The sequence below is a fragment of the Pseudomonas sp. NBRC 111138 genome, from assembly GCF_001320835.1.
Classification (GTDB): domain Bacteria; phylum Pseudomonadota; class Gammaproteobacteria; order Pseudomonadales; family Pseudomonadaceae; genus Aquipseudomonas; species Aquipseudomonas paracarnis.
This window is the reverse complement of the sequence record NZ_BCBO01000068.1, coordinates 45896-63292: the sequence shown is the minus strand read 5'-3', so window position 1 is coordinate 63292 and position 17397 is coordinate 45896. Positions and strand designations below refer to the sequence as shown.

Below are 17397 nucleotides of genomic sequence, written 5' to 3'. Positions count from 1 at the left end.
CCGGCGACGAACCCGACAGCTTCCCTGACGTGTTGGTCTGTTAGGCTGTCGGTCGGTTTACCCAAGAGTCGTGTTGCCCCATGTGTGGACGTTATGCCCTGTTTCGCTGGAACCCTGCCTTTACTGCCTTGCCCGGCTTCCCCGCCGACCAGCAGGCCCAGTGGAACATCTCCCCGAATGATTCGGTGCTGATCCAGCGCCTGAGCGAGGGCCAACTCACCCTGGCGCGTGCCCGTTGGGGCCTCACACCGCCCTGGCTGACAGACCTGTCGCGCACCCCGGCCCACGCTCGCGCAGAAACCCTGGCCGAACAACCGATGTTTCGTGAAGCCTTCCGCTTGCGCCGTTGCCTGCTGCCCGCCAATGGCTTTTATGAGTGGCGCGGCACCCAGCGCAAGCGCCCGTACTGGCTCACGCCGGGGGAGGGCTCCACGTTGTTCTTTGCCGCAGTGTGGGAAGCGTATCCGGTGCAGGAGCAGGTGTGGCTGAGCACGGCGGTGGTTACCCAAGCGGCGCAAAGTCAGCGGCGGCCATTGATCCTGGACGCGGCAGGGCAGGCCGCCTGGCTCGATCCCGAGACTCCGCTGCAGGTGCTACAGGGCCTGCTGGCGGCTGAGCCTGCCGTGCTGCGCGAGCGGGTGCTGGCCAATATGGTCAACGATCCGAAGCTCAATGGGCCGGAATGCCTGACCCCAGCATGAGCTTTGCCCGTCGGGCCGCGTTCGGATGTATCTTAAATTCAGCGGTTAAACGTCCAGGGTATCTGGCGCAGATACAAATGACCGCCTACGATACGCGCCATGTTTTCAGGGAGCGTGTTCATGAAGAAGTCATTGGTGGTAAGTGGTTTGGTTGCAGCAATGCTGCTGGCGGGTTGCCAGTCGGTCAATACCACCAGCGGCGGCGCCGTTGGGGTAGAGCGCAAGCAGTACATGTTCAGCATGCTGTCGAGCCAGGAAGTCGACCAGATGTATGCCCAGTCTTATCAGCAGACCCTGGGTGAAGCCAGCAGCAAAGGGGTGCTGGACAAGACCAGCGCCAACGCCAAGCGCGTGCAGGCCATTGCCAAGCGCCTGATCGCCCAGGCTCCGACTTTCCGCGCGGATGCGGCCCAGTGGAACTGGGACGTGAACCTGATCAAAAGCGATGAGATGAACGCCAACTGCGGGCCAGGCGGCAAGATCCTGGTGTACAGCGGCTTGATCGACAACCTCAAGCTCACCGATGACGAGCTGGCTGCCGTGATGGGTCATGAAATCGCCCACGCCCTGCGTGAACACGGCCGCGAAGCCATGTCCAAGGCCTACGGTATCCAGATGGCCAAGCAGGGCGCCGGGGCAATATTCGGTCTCGGCCAGGACAGCCTGGCACTGGCCGATACCGTGGCCAACTACGGCATGACCTTGCCCAACAGCCGCAGCAACGAAAACGAAGCCGACCTGATCGGCCTGGAGCTGGCGGCCCGCGCTGGCTACAACCCGAACGCGGCCATCACGTTGTGGAACAAGATGGCCAAGGCTTCGGAAGGCGCACCGCCGGAATTCATGAGCACGCACCCGGCTTCGGACAGCCGCATCGCATCCTTGCAGGCGGCGATTCCGAAGGTGATGCCGCTCTACCAGCAGGCCAAGAAGTCCTGATCGACGCCGTGTAGGAGCGAGCTTGCTCGCGAAAAACGTCAACGATAACGCGTGTTGCCTGAATAAACGCGGCGCCGGTGAGTTTTTCGCGAGCAAGCTCGCTCCTACAAGCATCAGGGCAAACCATCTTCCGTGTTTGCCTTAGATCCAGCCGCTGCTTTGCATGGCCTTGTACACCGCAATAATCGCCAGCACGAAGAACGCCGTAGCCGCCAAGCGACGAATCAAGGTCAGCGGCAGTTTCTCCGCGGCAAAATTCCCCGCCAGCACCACCGGCACGTTGGCAATCAACATGCCCAGGGTGGTACCGATAATCACCAGCCACAGTTCCGGGTATTGCGCCGCCAGCATCACCGTGGCGATCTGGGTCTTGTCACCGATTTCGGCGAGGAAGAACGCAATCAAGGTGGTCAGGAAGGGCCCGAACTTACGGGTGGTACTGGCTTCGTCATCATCGAGTTTGTCCGGCACCAGGGTCCACAGCGCCGTGGCGCAGAAGCTTGCAGCGAGGATCCAGTGCAGCACCGCATCCGAGAAGAAACTCCCGAACCAGGCGCCCACGGCACCGGCCGCCGCATGGTTGGCCAGGGTCGCGGCGACGATGCCGGCGATGATTGGCCAGGGCTTGCGAAAGCGAGCAGCAAGGATGAGTGCGAGCAGTTGCGTCTTGTCGCCGATTTCGGCCAAGGCAACGATTGCGGTAGGAACGAGTAGTGAATCCAGCATCAGGTAGTTTCCAGGGGCGGGTCGACACGGCTATGACACGTACAGCCTTCCCGCCCCGGGTAAGGTGTGCGTGTCATAGGTCTTGTCAAACCCCGGTCCGTCTGTGCGGACTCCTGGGTCGCATACGCCATGGTCTGCTGACCAAGTATGTTGACGTATGCCGGACGAGCATGGCTCGTGGGAGACTACTCCCCTAGGACGCTGCGGATTCTGCCTAGGCAAAACCCATTCGGCAAGCGTTCTTTTTCAAACGTCCGTCAGGGGCGCTTGGCGCGGTAAATGCGAAAACCATTGCCTTCGGCCTTGATTGCGCAGATGCCCAAATGCTCTTCGATCAGTGGCTGGTACTTCAGGAAGCTATTGGCAACCAGGCGAAGTTCGCCACCTTTTGCCAGGTGTTTCGCTGCTTTTCGCAGCAGGTTCTCCGTGGCGAAATAATCGGTGTGCACGCCGACATGGAACGGTGGGTTGCTCAAAATCGCGTTTAAACCCATGGGCGCCGCGTCGATTCCGTCGCCGGTCAACACGTCGGCTTCCAGGCCGTTCGCTGCCAGCGTCAGGCGACTGCTGGCAGCGGCGAAGGCATCCACATCCAGCATCGTCACGGTGTTGTGCGGGTAGCGGCGTTTGACCGCAGCCCCCAGTACGCCAGCGCCGCAACCGAAATCGAGCAGGTTGCCGCTGGGCAGCTTGTCCAAGTGCTCCAGCAACAACTCGGTGCCGCGGTCCAGGCGACCATGGCTGAACACCCCTGGCAAGCTCACCACCTTCAGCGGACCTTCGGCCAGGGGTACGTCGAAGACCTGCGCCAGGCTCTCAAGCTCCACGGCTTGCGGCGCGTTAGCGACAGTGACCTGCCATAGTTGGCAATGCCGTGCGCTATCGAGCTTGCGCGGTTTGCCGAACGGAACCATCTGCTTGGCGGCACTTTCGATACCCCCCTTTTTCTCGCCCACCAGAAACAGCTCGGCGCCAGGCAGGCGCGCGGCCACGGCGTTGAGCAGGTAGTCGGTGAGGTCTTTGGACTTGGGCAGGAAAATCACCGCCGCATCAAAGGCGCGCTCGGGCACTGTCACGCCAAACTGGCTGCGTTCGGCGAAGCGCGCATCGAGCGCCGCCTGGTCACCGGCATGCCAGCACCAGCCGTGGGCATTGGGCAGGCGCCCAAGCAAATCGTCGGCAGGCAAACCTACGAGCAGCAGGTTGCCTTGAAAAAGTTCGGCCTGTCGAAGCAGTACTTCACTGCGCGGATCCATAGTCTGCTCCTTGAAAAGGGGCGCAGTTTATCAACTGACGACGCGCAGTGGGGCGCCGTTGAAAAAGCCCTGGGCGTTTTCCGTGAGCTGGCCGACGATGCGCTGCCGTGCTTCGCGACTGCCCCAGGCGTTGTGGGGCGTGACGATCAAGCGTGGAATGTCTCCAGCCAGCAGCGGGTTGTCATTGACTGGCGGCTCGACACTCAGCACGTCAGTCGCTGCGCCGCCAAGGTGACCACTTCGCAGCGCGTCGGCCAGGGCCTGTTCATTGATCAAACCACCGCGCGCAGTATTGACCACAAATGCGCCGGGCTTGAGCAAGGCCAGTTCACGGGCGCCGATAAAGTCGCGGGTATGTTCATTGAGTGGGCAATGCAGGGTCAGCGCATCGACCTGGGTCAGCAATTCGTCCAGCGGCACACGGTCGGCGCGGGCAGGGCGCCCAGGTATCGCGCCGAGCATCACGCGCATGCCGAACGCTTCGGCCAGGCGTGCCACGGCACTGCCCAATTCACCATGGCCGAGCAGGCCGAGGGTTTTGCCTTCCAGTTCGACGATCGGATGGTCCAGCAGGCAAAACTGTTTGGCATGCTGCCATTTGCCAGCGGCCACATCCTGTTGGTAATCCTTCAAGCGCGTGGCGAGGTTGAGCAACAGCATGATCGTATGTTGCGCCACCGACGGCGTGCCGTAACCCTGGCAGTTGCTCACGGTAATCCCCTGGGCGCGGGCCGCTTCAAGGTCGATATTGTTGGTGCCGGTGGCCGACACCAGGATCAGCTTGAGCTCGGGGCAGGCCGCCAGGGTTTGGGCTGTGAGCGGGATTTTGTTGCTGATGGCGACTTGGGCGCCCTGCAAGCGCTCCAGCACATTCTCGGGCGTGGTCTGTTCAAACAACTGCAGCTGGCTGAAGCAGCCATGCAAACCGCTGAGGTCGAGGTCGCCCAAGTCCAGGGAAGGGTGGTCGAGGAAGACGGCGCGGCGATTGTTCATGATCAACTGTACCTTTTGCGACGAGGTTCGAAGGCGTAATCTGCCGAGCCTATCAGATGAAATAATCAGTTACTTAATGGAGTGAGCATGTACGTCGCCGAGTTTTTGACCGTAGCCTTGATTCACTTGTTGGCAGTGGCGAGCCCCGGCCCGGATTTCGCCGTGGTGGTGCGTGAAAGCGTGACCCACGGCCGCCGTGCTGGCACATGGACGGCCTTGGGCGTCGGTTCGGCGATTTTCCTGCATGTGGGTTACTCGTTGCTGGGTATCGGTTTGATCGTGTCCCAGTCCATTGTGTTGTTCAATGCGTTGAAGTGGGCCGCAGCCGCGTACCTGCTTTACATTGGCTTCAAGGCCCTGCGCGCCCAGCCGGCCAAGCCTGCGGCCGAGGGCGAGTTGCACCGTGAAGCGGGCGAGCGCACCCCACGCGGCGCGTTTACCGCAGGTTTTGTGACCAATGGCTTGAACCCCAAGGCCACGCTGTTCTTTCTGTCGCTGTTCACCGTAGTGATCAACCCGCACACGCCGCTGGCAGTGCAGGCCGGTTATGGGGTGTACCTGGCGGTGGCGACTGCGTTGTGGTTTTGCCTGGTGGCCATGTTGTTCAGCCAGCAGCGCGTGCGCGCCGGGTTTGCAAAGATGGGTCATTGGTTTGATCGGACCATGGGCGCGGTGTTGATTGCCATCGGGGTGAAACTGGCCTTTACCAGCATGAAATAATCATTTTTCTCAAGTGAGCATAATCCAGATGTGGGAGCGGGCTTGCTCGCGAATGCGATGCTTCAGTCAAAGATATACCGGCTGACACTCCGCATTCGCGAGCAAGCCCGCTCCCACATTGGGTTTCATTAGGTCCTCGGTAATGGCGTAACGCTAGCATTTACTGGCCCCTGCAAATCATTCCTTTGGCTGATTTGGCTGAAACATAAGCGCTCTACAGTGCAGGTCTTCAAGCCAAGACCGTGCAGTCATTAAAGGGATTCTTATGTTGCAGACCCGTGTTATCCCGCCCGCCGAAGGTGCGTACCAATACCCGCTGTTGATCAAACGCCTGTTGATGTCCGGGACTCGCTACGAGAAAACCCGGGAAATTATCTATCGCGACAAGCTGCGCTACAGCTACCCGACGCTGATCGAGCGCGTCGCTCGCCTGGCCAATGTGTTGACCGAAGCCGGGGTCAAGGCCGGTGACACGGTGGCGGTGATGGACTGGGACAGCCACCGTTACCTGGAGTGTATGTTCGCCATCCCGATGATCGGCGCGGTGATTCACACTATCAACGTGCGCCTGTCGCCAGAACAGATTCTGTACACCATGAACCACGCCGAAGACCGCTTTGTGCTGGTCAACAGTGAGTTCGTGGGGCTCTACCAGGCGATTGCCGGGCAGCTCACTACCGTCGACAAGACCTTATTGATTACCGATGGTGACACCCACACCGCCGAGCTGCCCAACCTGGTAGGTGAGTACGAAACCCTGCTGGCCGCCGCCAGCCCCACCTATGACTTCAAGGACTTCGACGAAAACTCGGTCGCCACCACCTTCTACACCACCGGCACCACCGGCAACCCCAAGGGCGTGTACTTCACCCATCGGCAACTGGTGCTGCACACCATTGGCGTAGCGACCATCATGGGCAGCGTCGACAGCGTGCGGCTGCTGGGCACCAACGACGTGTACATGCCGATCACGCCGATGTTCCACGTACACGCCTGGGGCTTGCCGTATGTGGCGACCATGCTCGGGCTCAAACAGGTGTACCCCGGCCGCTACGACCCGGAATACCTGGTGGAACTGTGGCGCAAGGAGAAGGTGACGTTCTCCCACTGTGTGCCGACCATCCTGCAAATGGTGCTCAACGCCAAGGCTGCGCAGAACGTGGATTTCGGCGGTTGGAAAATCGTCATCGGCGGCAGCGCCCTGAACCGTTCGCTGTACGAAGCCGCCAAGGCCCGAGGCATTCAACTAACCGCCGCGTACGGCATGTCCGAGACCGGGCCGCTGGTATCCTGCGCTCACCTCAATGATGAGTTGATGGCTGGCAGCGAAGATGAGCGCACCACCTACCGCATCAAGGCCGGTGTGCCGGGGCCGTTGGTCGAAGCGGCAATCATGGACACCGACGGTCGTTTCCTGCCCGCCGATGGCGAAACCCAGGGCGAACTGGTGCTGCGCGCGCCGTGGCTGACCGAGGGTTACTACAACGAGCCGCACAAGGGCGCCGAGCTATGGTCCGGTGGCTGGTTGCACACCGGTGATGTGGCTACGCTGGATGCTTTTGGCGTGATTGATATCCGTGACCGCATCAAGGATGTGATCAAGACCGGCGGCGAATGGATCTCCTCCCTGGCCCTCGAAGACCTGGTCAGCCGTCACCCCGCCGTACGGGAAGTGGCGGTGGTAGGCATTGCCGATCCGCAATGGGGCGAGCGCCCCTTCGCCTTGTTGGTGGTGCGTGAAGGGCATGTGATCGATGCGCGAGAGCTCAAGGAACACCTCAAGCCTTTTGTCGAGCTGGGCCATTTGAGCAAGTGGGCGATCCCGAGCCAGATCGCCGTTGTTACTGAAATTCCCAAGACCAGTGTCGGCAAGCTCGACAAGAAACGTATCCGTGTCGACATCATCGAATGGCAGGCCAACAACAGCACGTTCCTGTCCACGCTCTAAACCCTCTCGCCGCGCCCGTTCGGGCGTGGCAATGCTCTATATCAAGCCTTTACTTGTGATTTGCCGAATTTCAGCCATCCTTCCCGCGTCGACCTTCGTCGGCGTGGCGAAAGGGTTGTGGCAGACAGGTTGGTGATGCAAATCACACTTTAGAGGGATCAAGCACTACCCCCCTCTGGCTATAGTCCCTTTCAGAGTTTTTCGCGGATGTTGCGCTTCGAGCCATGGAGGCTCGGTGGCGATGCGGCATTGGAATCGTTGTATCCCGGCCGTTACATCTGAAGAAAGGGCTCACTGCCATAACAATAAAATATGCACATGGAGTAGCGTCGATGACCTCAGTAAACCAGTTCTGGCGCCGGGCAAGACTGCCCCTGGCCGTCAGCCTCGCTTCTACGCTCGCCGGGCCGGCATTCGGCGTCAGTTTCAACATTGGTGAAATCGAAGGGAGCTTTGACTCGTCGCTTTCCGTGGGGGCGAGCTGGTCCACGGCCAAGCCCAATCGTGACCTGATCGGTGCCAACAACGGCGGCAAGGGCCTGTCCCAGACCTCCGATGACGGGCACTTGAACTTCAAGCGCGGCGAAACGTTCTCGAAGATCTTCAAGGGCATCCACGACCTGGAACTGAAGTACGGCGACACCGGTGTGTTTGTGCGGGGCAAGTACTGGTACGACTTCGAACTCAAGGACGAAAGCCGTCCGTTCAAGGACATCAGCGACAACAACCGCAAGGAAGGCGCCAAGTCTTCGGGCGGGCAGATTCTCGATGCATTCGTCTACCACAACTACTCGATTGCCGATGCGCCGGGTTCCGTGCGTTTTGGTAAGCAGGTCGTGAGCTGGGGCGAAAGTACCTTCATCGGCGGCGGCATCAACTCCATCAACCCGATCGACGTGTCGGCGTTTCGTCGTCCGGGGGCCGAGATCAAGGAAGGCTTGATCCCGGTGAACATGTTCTACGTGTCCCAGTCGCTCACCGACAACCTGTCGGCCGAGGCGTTTTACCAACTGGAGTGGGACCAGACCGTGACCGATAACTGCGGCACGTTCTTCTCGCAGCCGGACGTGATCTCCGATGGTTGCAGCAACAACCTGCGGGTACTGAACAAGCGTTCCACCATTCCTGCTGCCGCCCTGCCGACTCTGGGTGCCTTGGGTGTGGACGTGAACAGCGAAGGCGTACTGGTGCGTCGTGGTCCGGACCGTGATGCACGCGACAGCGGCCAGTTCGGCGTCGCTATGCGCTACAACTTCGAACCGCTGGATACCGAATTCGGCGCCTACTTCATGAACTACCACAGCCGTGCGCCGATCTTCAGTGCGCAGGGCGCGCCATCGGCGGCCTACACGCGTCCGCTGGGGCCACTGGGGGCCTTGCGGCCGTTGATCGTGGCGGGTAGCTCGAACTACTTCGTCGAGTACCCGGAAGATATTCGCCTCTACGGCCTGAGCTTCTCCACCACCTTGCCTACCGGCACCGCCTGGAGCGGTGAGTTGAGCTACCGTCCGAATGCGCCGGTGCAGTTGAGCACCACTGACATTCTGTTCGCCGGCGTCACGCCGATCCCCGGCTTTGGCAATGCGTCCGTGCTCAAGGGCACGCCAGGCCAGGACCTGCACGGCTACAACCGCAAGGAAGTCACCCAGTTCCAGACCACTTTCACGCACTTCTTCGACCAGGTCATGGGCGCCAGCCGCCTCACCACCGTCGGTGAAATCGGCGTGACCCACGTGGGTGGCCTGGAAAGCAAATCCCAGGCTCGTTACGGCCGCGATCCGGTGTTCGGCCCAGGCACGCTGCCAGGTGGGTTCTGCAACGCCCTCAACAACTCCACCGCCAACGGCGCCGGCTTGCCCAACGCTGCTGGCCTGAACACCAATTGCAATAACGACGGCTATACCACCGCAACGTCATGGGGCTACCGCGCCCGTGCCATCTGGGAATACCCGGACGTGTTCGCAGGCGTGAACCTCAAGCCCAACGTGGCCTGGTCCCATGACGTCAAGGGTTACTCGCCAGGCCCTGGCGGCAACTTTGAAGAAGGTCGCAAGGCGGTCAGCCTGGGCCTGGATGCCGAATACCAGAACACCTACACCGCGAGCCTGGCGTACACCAACTTCTTTGGTGGCAAGTTCAGCACCGTGGATGACCGCGACTTTGTCGCCTTGAGCTTCGGCGCCAACTTCTAAGCACACTCTTTCCAAGTGGCATGTATTCAGGAAGACCAGAGCATGAAAATAACAAAAAGTCTGTTGCACGTGGGTGTGCTTGGGCTGTCGATCCTGGCGAGTAACGTCATGGCGGCAGTCTCGGCAGATGAAGCCGCCAAGCTCGGCACGACGCTGACCCCGATGGGCGCCGAGATGGCGGGTAACGCGGCCGGCACCATTCCTAAATGGTCGCCATTGCCGACCAATGCCGGCGCGGTGGACGCCCGTGGTTTCCTCGCCAACCCGTATGCCAGCGAGCAACCGCAGTTCACCATCACTGCGCAGAACGTCGAGCAGTACAAAGACAAGCTGGCCCCCGGGCAATACGCAATGTTCAAGCGTTACCCGGACAGCTTCAAGATGCCGGTGTACCCGACCCATCGCGGCGCCACCGTGCCGGCCGAGGTGTTTGCCTCGATCAAGAAAAACGCCACCACCACCAACCTGGTGTCCGGCGGCAACGGCCTGGAAAACTTCGAAACCGCCGTCCCGTTCCCGATTCCCAAGAGCGGCGTCGAGGTTATCTGGAACCACATCACCCGTTACCGCGGCGGCAGCGTGACCCGCCTGGTTACCCAGGCCACCCCGCAAACCAACGGTTCCTATAGCCTGGTGTACTTCCGCGACCAGTTCGTGTTCCGCGACAAGATGAAGGACTTCGATCCGAAAAACCCAGGCAACGTGCTGTTCTACTTCAAGCAGCAAGTGACTGCGCCAGCGCGCCTGGCCGGTGGTGTACTGCTGGTGCACGAAACCCTGGACCAGGTCAAAGAGCCGCGTTCGGCCTGGGTCTACAACGCCGGGCAGCGCCGTGTGCGTCGGGCGCCGCAAGTGTCCTATGACGGGCCGGGTACTGCCGCCGATGGCCTGCGCACCTCCGATAACCTCGACATGTACAACGGTGCGCCGGACCGCTACGACTGGAAGCTGGAAGGCAAGAAAGAGATGTACATCGCCTCCAACAGCTACAAGGTCGACGATCCCAAGCTCAAGTACGCCGACATCATCAAGGCTGGCCACATCAACCAGGACCTGGCTCGCTACGAGCTGCGCCGGGTCTGGCACGTGGTCGCCACCTTGAAGGAAGGCCAGCGCCACATCTACGCCAAGCGTGACTTCTACATCGACGAAGACACCTGGCAAGCAGCGGTGATCGACCACTACGACGGTCGCGGCCAACTGTGGCGCGTTGCCGAAGCCCATGCCGAGAACTACTACGACAAGCAAGTGCCGTGGTACGCCTTGGAAACCCTCTACGACCTGCAGTCCGGCCGCTACCTGGCCCTGGGCATGAAGAACGAAGAGAAGCAGGCCTATGACTTCGGCTTCACCGCCAGCACCAGCGACTTCACCCCAGCGGCCCTGCGCCAGGACGGCGTTCGCTAACTGATCGCTCCCACGCTCTGCGTGGGAGCGCTTCCCGTGACGCTCTGCGTCACGCCTCAAAAGTCGACGCGCAGCGTCGAAGTCTGTATTCCTACGCAGAGCGTGGGAACGATCATTCCTGGATGGGCGCGTTGTTTTTGAGCGCTTCGCGAGCAAGCTCGCTCCTACTTCTTTCCAGGAGGCTGGACGGGATATTTCTTGTCGCAGTTCTTTTTCAGCCATTTGTTGCAAAGATCTACAATCCCGCCGCTTTTACCGCTAGTCTGCGGACATCTGCAATGCCGACAACAGCCTTCTACAAGAGCCCGGCGATGACTGATCTGTCCCGAACCCATGGGCCTGCCAGTGTGGTGATGCCGACCCTGGAAGGCCGCTTCTACCGGCCCCCGCTGCCTGACGGCTACGTGCTGCGCCCGCGCCTGTGCGAACGGCTGAATGCGGGCCTTGATGGGCGACTGTTGCTGGTCAGCGCGCCCGCGGGGTTTGGCAAGAGTTCGTTGGCGGTGGAGTTCTGCCAGGGCTTGCCTGCCCAGTGGCAAAGCCTGTGGTTGGGCCTGAGCCCTCGGGACAGCGACCCCGGCCGTTTCCTGGAGCGGCTGCTCGACGGCTTGCAACAGTATTTCCCGCAACTCGGCGCCCAATCCCTGGGGTTGCTGAAAATGCGCCAGCGTCACCAACCCTTTGCCTTCGAAGAATGGCTCGATGGCCTGCTCGACGAACTGGCAGTGCACCTGTCTGCACGTTCGCCGTTATTGCTGGTGCTGGATGACTATCACCTGGCCCAAGGCCCGGTGCTGGATCGCTGCCTGCAGTTTTTTCTCAATCATTTGCCTGATGGCCTAGTGGTGCTGGTCACCAGCCGGCAGCGTCCGGACTGGCACCTGGCACGCCTGCGCCTGTCGCGGCACCTGTTGGAACTGCATGAGCAAGACCTGCGCCTGACCCATGACGAGTCCCTGGCGGTGCTGGATGGACACGGCGATGCATTGCGCGGCGAGGCGTTGGAAAACCTGATCCGCCGTAGCGAGGGCTGGGTCGCCGGCCTGCGCTTCTGGCTGTTGGCGGCCTCCGAAGCCGGCAGTGAGAGCGCCTTGCCGCAAAGCCTGCACGGTGGCGAGGGTCTGATTCGCGATTACCTGCTCGAAGAAGTCATCGACTGCCTGCCTGCGGAGGTACAAGCGTTCCTGTACGACACCGCACCGCAGGAGCGCTTTTGCAGCGAACTATGCGACGCCGTCCGCGAGGCCCATGACAGCGCAGAAATCCTGCGCTATTTGCAGGCTCATCAAGTGTTCCTGGTGCCGTTGGACGAGCAAGGCCATTGGTACCGCTACCACCACTTGTTCTCCGACCTGCTGCGCACCCGCCGCGAGAAAAGCGCCACCTTGCCGCCGGCCAGTTTGCACTTGCGCGCCTGTCGCTGGTTTAACGCCCAGGGCTTGATCGACGAGGCGGTGGAGCAGGCGCTGCGGGCCGGGCATCTGGATGTGGCGGCGAACCTGGTGCAGAACCTGTCCGAAGAGCAACTGCTGGCAGAGCAGAATGTGGGCATGCTGTTGCGTTGGAAGATGGATTTGCCCGACAGCCTGCTGATCAGCACGCCACGTTTGATCGTGCTGTATAGCTGGGCGTTGGGGCTGGCGTGCCAATTGGATGCGGCACAGGAGCTGTCCAGTTACCTCAGCCGCTTCCTGCCTGCCCCGTCGGCCACCGCGCAAAAATCCATGTTGGCCCAGTGGTTGGCGCTGAGCGGGATTATTGCCCGTGGGCGTGGGGACCGTGAGCTGACCCAGCGCTATTGCCAAGAGGCGTTGGAAAGCCTGCCGCAAAAGCGTTACGGCCAGCGCCTGATGTGCCTTTCGACCCTGTCCAACCTGGCGATCGTCGATGCCGACCTGTGGCGCGCCCGTGGCCTGAACCGCGAATCGTTGGAACTGGCGCAGCGCGTCGGTAACCCCTTGTTTGAAGCCTTGGCCCATTACGACCGGGCCCGGGTACTGCAGGCGCGGGGGGAGATCCTGCGTTCCCTGGATGAAGTCCGTCAGGGCCTGGAGCGCTTGCATGGGCTCGCCTCCCAACGCCTATATGCCGTGCGCGCGCGCCTGTCGCTGTACGAAGGCTACCTGCTGCTGGTGCGTTACCAGCCCGAGGCCGGCCTGGCGCGTTTGCGCGCCGGCCTGGCCGAGGCCCGTGCCTGCCGCGATATCAGCGTGCTGATCGGGCACTGCGTCATCGCCAGCTTCGAAGGGCGGCGTAGGGAGTTTGCCAATGCTTTTGCCGAACTGGCCGAGGCCGAGCGCTTGATGCACATCTGGGATGTGCCGCCGATCTATTACCTGGCGATGATCACCCTGATCAAATGCGAGTTGTGGCTGGCCCAGGGGCGCACTGACCTGGCCGACGCCTGGCTGGCCCGCCTGGGGCAGACCTACAACGGCGAGCACGCCGCGGCGGCCCCCGAGTTTCATCCGCACCTGCCGCAACATATCGAGCTGCAACAAGCTGCGCTCGATGCCACGCGCCATCAGCCCGACAGCGCGCTGCAACGCCTGGAAGCGTTGGCCCAACAGGCCCATGACAGTGGGCGCCAGATGATTGCCCTGATGGCGCTGGTCCAGCAGGTGCAGTTACTTCTGGATAATGGCCTGGAAGCCAAGGCCCGGCCGGTATTCGCCCGTGCCCTGGAAGCCGGTTCGGGCGGTGCGTTGCAGCCGTTTCAACGGTTGTTGGAGGGTTATCCGCAGTGGATACGCGATCAGTTGGGCAAGGATTCCCATGGGCTGCTCAATCAGAGCTTGCTGGCGTTGCTGCCCCAAGCCAGCGCAGTTGAAGCCACACCTCAACAGGAAACCCTCAGCACCCGAGAGCTGGCGGTGCTGCAACTGATTGCCCAAGGCTGTTCAAACCAGGAAATCAGCAACCAGCTGTTCATCTCCCTGCACACGGTGAAGACCCACGCCAGCCATATCAACAGCAAGCTCGGCGTGGAGCGTCGTACCCAGGCGGTGGCGCGGGCCAAGGCCATGGGGTTGTTGGCCTGAGCCCTGGGTTTATGGCGTGGTCGGGCAGCCTTTGAGTGAGGTGTCGACGGTCTGATTGATCAGCGCCGCGAAACGCTTGAGGTTGTTCTGATGCGCCACCACCAACTCGTCGATGCTCGGCCCGGCAGGTGATTGCAAGGTGGTGCGGCAGGTCAAGGCCGGGCGATCGCCATTGACTTGCCTCACGCGCCAGCGCACATCGAGCAATGCGTACTGCCCCGGTACCGAGTCAAACCGCTGCACGTCTACGCGCAAAGCCACGGCTTGCCGGGCATTGCTGTTGGCTAATTGATCCACCAAGGCGCTCCTCAGTTCATCGGCGAGGGTGGCGGCCCACCACTGGGTTTCAAGAATCGCCAGGCCGCTGTCGCCCTGGCGGATAACGATCTGCGCGCGGTCTACCTGAGGCGGCACGCTGATGCTCTCAATGCGCACACCGCCGGCCTCTGCTCGCGTACTCGGGCTCAAGTGCGCCGGGGTCAGGGTGTGAAAGGCGATGGGTTCACTGCGGCAGGCACCGAGCAGCAGCAGGGCGCTCAGCAACGTGATCTTCAACGGCAATGTCATGGCGGCTCCAATGGTCATTTGCGGGGTGGCCCTTGCAGGTCCGTCGGTGCGGCGTTATCGGGGCGGCCGCGAATCAGCGACTCCGGATGCCGGCCCAGGTAATCCGAAAGCTCGCGCAGGGAGCGCGACATGCGCCCCAACTCGTCGAGGGTCTGGGTCAGTTGTTCACGCTGCGGCGAGTCTTCGGCCAAGGTTGAACTGGCCGATTGCAGGGTCTTGCTCACGTCGGCCAAGGTCGTCTGCACACCCGGCAGCGTCTTGGCGTTGAATTGCGCCAGGCCCTTGCGCAGTTCGACCAGGCTGGCGTCGAGGTTGCCGGCAATGCGCTCGACAGGCAGTTGGCTGATCTTGTTGACGATGCCTTCGAACTTCTCTTGCAGTTGTTCCAGGTTGCCCGGGATCGTGGGGATGCCCACGGGGCGCTGGTTCGGGTCGAACGCGACTTTCTCGGCCTTGGGGTAGAAGTCCAGGGCGATGTACAGCTGGCCGGTCAGCAAGTTACCGCTGCGGGCCTGGGCGCGCAGGCCGTTTTCGATGAAGGTGCCGATCAGGCGTACGCCGGCTGCCTCATCGTCAGGGTTATTGTTCATGGCCTTGAGCAACTTGGTGTGGGCCTCGCCGAGCAGTTGCGGGTAGATCACGATGCCGACATTGACCGGGAAGGTGCGTTTCTTCGCATCGAAATCCAGGTTGATCGATACAACCCTGCCGAACTCGACGCCGAGGAACTCCACCGGCGCGTCGACTTTCAACCCACGCAGGGCCTGATCGAAGCGCAGGACCATGTATTGCCCCTTGCCGTTGGGCGGGGCGAGGGCGCTTTGCTGGTCTTCGAACAAGTCAAAGCTGCGACTTTCTTCGGCCGGTTTGTCATTGGGGTTGTAGGGCGGGGCCTGGAAGGCAATCCCGCCCATCAACATGGAGGACAAGGATTCGGTTTTCAGCGCGAAGCCATTGGCACCGACGCTCAAGTCGACGCCGCTGGCATTCCAGAAACGCGTGTTCTCAGTGATGTACACATCATTGGGCGCATGCACAAAGATTTCGACATTCACGCCCTTGCCCTCGTTGTCCAGCTCATAGGCCACTACCTGGCCCACCGGGATCTTGCGGTAATAGACGGGGGAGCCGATATCCAGGGAGCCCAAGGCCTGGGTGTGCAGGGTGAAGCGCTTGCCCGGCTCGCCGTAGGTGATGGGCGGCGGGTTTTCCAAGCCGGTGAAGTGTTTGGCGCGAGTCTCGGACTGGCCAATGTCTGCGCCGATGTAGTCGCCGGACAACAACGTGTCGATGCCCGACACGCCGCCTGCGCCGATGCGCGGGCGCACCACCCAGAATTTTGAATCTTCGCGGGTGAAACTTTCGGCCTGTTTGACCAGCTCGACGGTGGCATTGACGCTTTTCTGGTCATCACTCAGGGCCACGGCGGTTACCTGGCCGATCACCACGTTGCGGTATTTGACCTCGGTTTTGTTGGCAACCAGCCCGCTGCCGGTCTTGAAGTTGAGGACGATGGTCGGCCCTTGTTGCATGACGCTGTGAATCACCAGCGAGATCCCCACCAGTACGGCGACAATCGGCACGATCCAGACCAGCGAGACACTGAAACGACGCGTCTTGATCACGGGTTGCCCCGCAGGGGTGTCAGCCTTGGATGAGCTCATCCGAGGTCTCCTCGTTATGTGGATTTTCCCAGATTAGCCGGGGATCAAAACTCATGGCCGCCAGCATCGTAAACACTACCACCAGGCCAAAAAACAGAATGCCCAGGCGCGGTTCGATCGTGCCTAGGGCTTGAAACTTCACCAGCGCGGCCACCAGGGCAACCACGATGACATCGAGCATCGACCAGTAGCCGATCAGTTCGATAAACCGAAACAGCTTTGAACGCTCCTTGCGCGCCCACTGGCTATTACGCTGCACGGTGACCAGCAGCAGCCCCAGCGACAGGAACTTGATACCCGGCACGGCAATGCTGGCGATGAAAATGATCAGCGCAATGTCCCAGGCGCCATGCTGCCAGAACTCCAGCACGCCACTCATGATGGTGCTGTCTGCGCCCGAGCCGAGCATGGTGGTGTTCATCACCGGCAGTAAGTTGGCCGGGACATAAAAGGCGAGGGCGGTGAGCATGTAGGCCCAGGTTCGGGTCAGGGACTGCACCTTGCGCCGATGCAGTGCGGCGCCACAGCGATCGCACTCGGTGGGCTCACGGCGCATGTCGCAGGGCTGGCCGCAGGTATGGCACAGGCACAGGTTCAGCTCGCGGGCGGTGGGCGGTGAATTCATACGGTGTCCCACAGGTCGCGTACATCGCGCCCGGCAATGCGGATCAGCAACAGGCTCAGGGCGGCCAAGGCGAACAGGCCGGTGCCAGGGATCACATCCAGCATGCCGGCCAGCTTGAACACCGCGACCATCGCGCCCAGCAGGCACACCTCCAGCATGCTCCAGGGTCGGAGTGCTTCGAGCCAGCGCATGCACAGCTTGAACGCCGGCGAGCGCCTGCCGGCCAAGGCGAAACTCAGCACCCAGATCAGCAACAGCAGCTGAAACACCGGCGCGATAATGATGGAAATCGCCGCGACCAAGGCAATGAACGTGATCGGCCCCAGGCTCAATGCAACGACTGAATCCCAGAGCGTCGCGCTGTTTTTCAAGCCCTGCAGGCTGATGCTCATCACCGGATAAAAGTTGGCAAAGGTCCACAGCACTGCGGCGGTCACCGTCAAGGCGAGGCGTTGCTGCACCGACAGGCCGTTATAGCGCTGCAGCACGCCAGCACAACGCACACACAGGGCTTTTTGATGTTTGGCGAGCGTGACTTTCTCGTACACGCAGTCGCAGTGTTCGCAGATGATCTGTTGATTCGCCATGGGTGTTGCTCCAAATGCGACTGACTGCAGC

The 17397-nt window shown here is 61.2% G+C and carries 14 protein-coding genes and 1 riboswitch; of the genes, 7 read left to right on the top strand and 7 right to left on the bottom strand.

The genetic code is table 11. The annotated features are described in order from the left end of the window. Positions 1-80 precede the first annotated feature (80 nt). Positions 81-701, top strand: a complete 621-nt coding sequence (locus APH41_RS12555; protein WP_054919310.1) for an SOS response-associated peptidase — start codon at positions 81-83, stop codon at positions 699-701. Positions 702-821: 120 nt separating this feature from the next. Beyond that, positions 822-1640 (top strand): M48 family metallopeptidase, encoded by an 819-nt coding sequence (locus APH41_RS12550; protein WP_014716953.1) that lies wholly within the window; start codon positions 822-824, stop codon positions 1638-1640. 141 nt (positions 1641-1781) lie between these two features. Here the strand turns inward: APH41_RS12550 and APH41_RS12545 are convergent, their stop codons facing one another. The 3 genes from APH41_RS12545 to APH41_RS12535 form a co-directional block, all read right to left on the bottom strand. Then, the gene (locus APH41_RS12545) at positions 1782-2366 is read right to left on the bottom strand and encodes a TMEM165/GDT1 family protein (protein ID WP_054897011.1); all 585 of its coding nucleotides are present in this window, start codon (positions 2364-2366) and stop codon (positions 1782-1784) included. 88 nt (positions 2367-2454) lie between these two features. After that, positions 2455-2572, bottom strand: a riboswitch (yybP-ykoY riboswitch). Between the two features lie 51 nt (positions 2573-2623). Further along, complete coding sequence (locus APH41_RS12540; RefSeq protein ID WP_034126326.1) at positions 2624-3622, bottom strand: class I SAM-dependent methyltransferase; 999 nt, start codon at positions 3620-3622, stop codon at positions 2624-2626. A 30-nt stretch (positions 3623-3652) separates the two neighbouring features. Continuing rightward, positions 3653-4618, bottom strand: coding sequence for a 2-hydroxyacid dehydrogenase (locus APH41_RS12535; protein ID WP_054919312.1), 966 nt, complete (start codon positions 4616-4618; stop codon positions 3653-3655). An 84-nt stretch (positions 4619-4702) separates the two neighbouring features. Here APH41_RS12535 and APH41_RS12530 point away from each other — a divergent pair, with 84 nt between their 5' ends. The 5 genes from APH41_RS12530 to APH41_RS12510 all read left to right on the top strand — a co-directional run bounded on the left by APH41_RS12530 (position 4703) and on the right by APH41_RS12510 (position 13923). After that, entirely contained in the window at positions 4703-5335 is a 633-nt protein-coding gene (locus APH41_RS12530) for a LysE family translocator (protein WP_014716957.1), read from the top strand. Between the two features lie 265 nt (positions 5336-5600). Next, entirely contained in the window at positions 5601-7283 is a 1683-nt protein-coding gene (locus APH41_RS12525; protein ID WP_034126327.1) for a fatty acid--CoA ligase, read from the top strand. A gap of 332 nt (positions 7284-7615) precedes the next feature. Further along, on the top strand, positions 7616-9475 hold the full coding sequence (locus tag APH41_RS12520) for a DUF1302 domain-containing protein (protein ID WP_003188640.1): 1860 nt from the start codon (positions 7616-7618) through the stop codon (positions 9473-9475). Between the two features lie 42 nt (positions 9476-9517). Continuing rightward, positions 9518-10882 (top strand): DUF1329 domain-containing protein, encoded by a 1365-nt coding sequence (locus tag APH41_RS12515; RefSeq protein WP_034126328.1) that lies wholly within the window; start codon positions 9518-9520, stop codon positions 10880-10882. Positions 10883-11193: 311 nt separating this feature from the next. Beyond that, positions 11194-13923, top strand: coding sequence for a LuxR C-terminal-related transcriptional regulator (locus tag APH41_RS12510; protein WP_054919308.1), 2730 nt, complete (start codon positions 11194-11196; stop codon positions 13921-13923). A 9-nt stretch (positions 13924-13932) separates the two neighbouring features. On the opposite strand, the gene APH41_RS12505 is transcribed toward APH41_RS12510, so the two are convergent. Genes APH41_RS12505 through APH41_RS12490 form a run of 4 tightly spaced genes read right to left on the bottom strand, consistent with a single transcriptional unit; the run spans position 13933 to position 17366 of the window. Beyond that, positions 13933-14490, bottom strand: coding sequence for a membrane integrity-associated transporter subunit PqiC (locus APH41_RS12505; protein ID WP_054919306.1), 558 nt, complete (start codon positions 14488-14490; stop codon positions 13933-13935). A 14-nt stretch (positions 14491-14504) separates the two neighbouring features. Next, positions 14505-16154 (bottom strand): intermembrane transport protein PqiB, encoded by a 1650-nt coding sequence (locus APH41_RS12500; protein ID WP_054897006.1) that lies wholly within the window; start codon positions 16152-16154, stop codon positions 14505-14507. Next, positions 16135-16779: a paraquat-inducible protein A gene (locus APH41_RS12495; RefSeq protein WP_054919304.1), complete on the bottom strand. Its 645-nt coding sequence runs from the start codon at positions 16777-16779 to the stop codon at positions 16135-16137. Before APH41_RS12495 ends, APH41_RS12500 begins: the two co-directional genes overlap by 20 nt. Beyond that, positions 16776-17366, bottom strand: a complete 591-nt coding sequence (locus tag APH41_RS12490; protein ID WP_054919303.1) for a paraquat-inducible protein A — start codon at positions 17364-17366, stop codon at positions 16776-16778. Before APH41_RS12490 ends, APH41_RS12495 begins: the two co-directional genes overlap by 4 nt. Positions 17367-17397: the final 31 nt, after the last annotated feature.

Coding starts and splice junctions, on each gene's coding strand:
- APH41_RS12555 (WP_054919310.1), top strand. CDS start 81: ATGTGTGGACGTTATGCCCTGTTTCGCTGGAACCCTGCCTTTACTGCC.
- APH41_RS12490 (WP_054919303.1), bottom strand. CDS start 17,366: ATGGCGAATCAACAGATCATCTGCGAACACTGCGACTGCGTGTACGAG.
- APH41_RS12530 (WP_014716957.1), top strand. CDS start 4,703: ATGTACGTCGCCGAGTTTTTGACCGTAGCCTTGATTCACTTGTTGGCA.
- APH41_RS12510 (WP_054919308.1), top strand. CDS start 11,194: ATGACTGATCTGTCCCGAACCCATGGGCCTGCCAGTGTGGTGATGCCG.
- APH41_RS12540 (WP_034126326.1), bottom strand. CDS start 3,622: ATGGATCCGCGCAGTGAAGTACTGCTTCGACAGGCCGAACTTTTTCAA.
- APH41_RS12515 (WP_034126328.1), top strand. CDS start 9,518: ATGAAAATAACAAAAAGTCTGTTGCACGTGGGTGTGCTTGGGCTGTCG.
- APH41_RS12545 (WP_054897011.1), bottom strand. CDS start 2,366: ATGCTGGATTCACTACTCGTTCCTACCGCAATCGTTGCCTTGGCCGAA.
- APH41_RS12505 (WP_054919306.1), bottom strand. CDS start 14,490: ATGACATTGCCGTTGAAGATCACGTTGCTGAGCGCCCTGCTGCTGCTC.
- APH41_RS12525 (WP_034126327.1), top strand. CDS start 5,601: ATGTTGCAGACCCGTGTTATCCCGCCCGCCGAAGGTGCGTACCAATAC.
- APH41_RS12550 (WP_014716953.1), top strand. CDS start 822: ATGAAGAAGTCATTGGTGGTAAGTGGTTTGGTTGCAGCAATGCTGCTG.
- APH41_RS12495 (WP_054919304.1), bottom strand. CDS start 16,779: ATGAATTCACCGCCCACCGCCCGCGAGCTGAACCTGTGCCTGTGCCAT.
- APH41_RS12500 (WP_054897006.1), bottom strand. CDS start 16,154: ATGAGCTCATCCAAGGCTGACACCCCTGCGGGGCAACCCGTGATCAAG.
- APH41_RS12520 (WP_003188640.1), top strand. CDS start 7,616: ATGACCTCAGTAAACCAGTTCTGGCGCCGGGCAAGACTGCCCCTGGCC.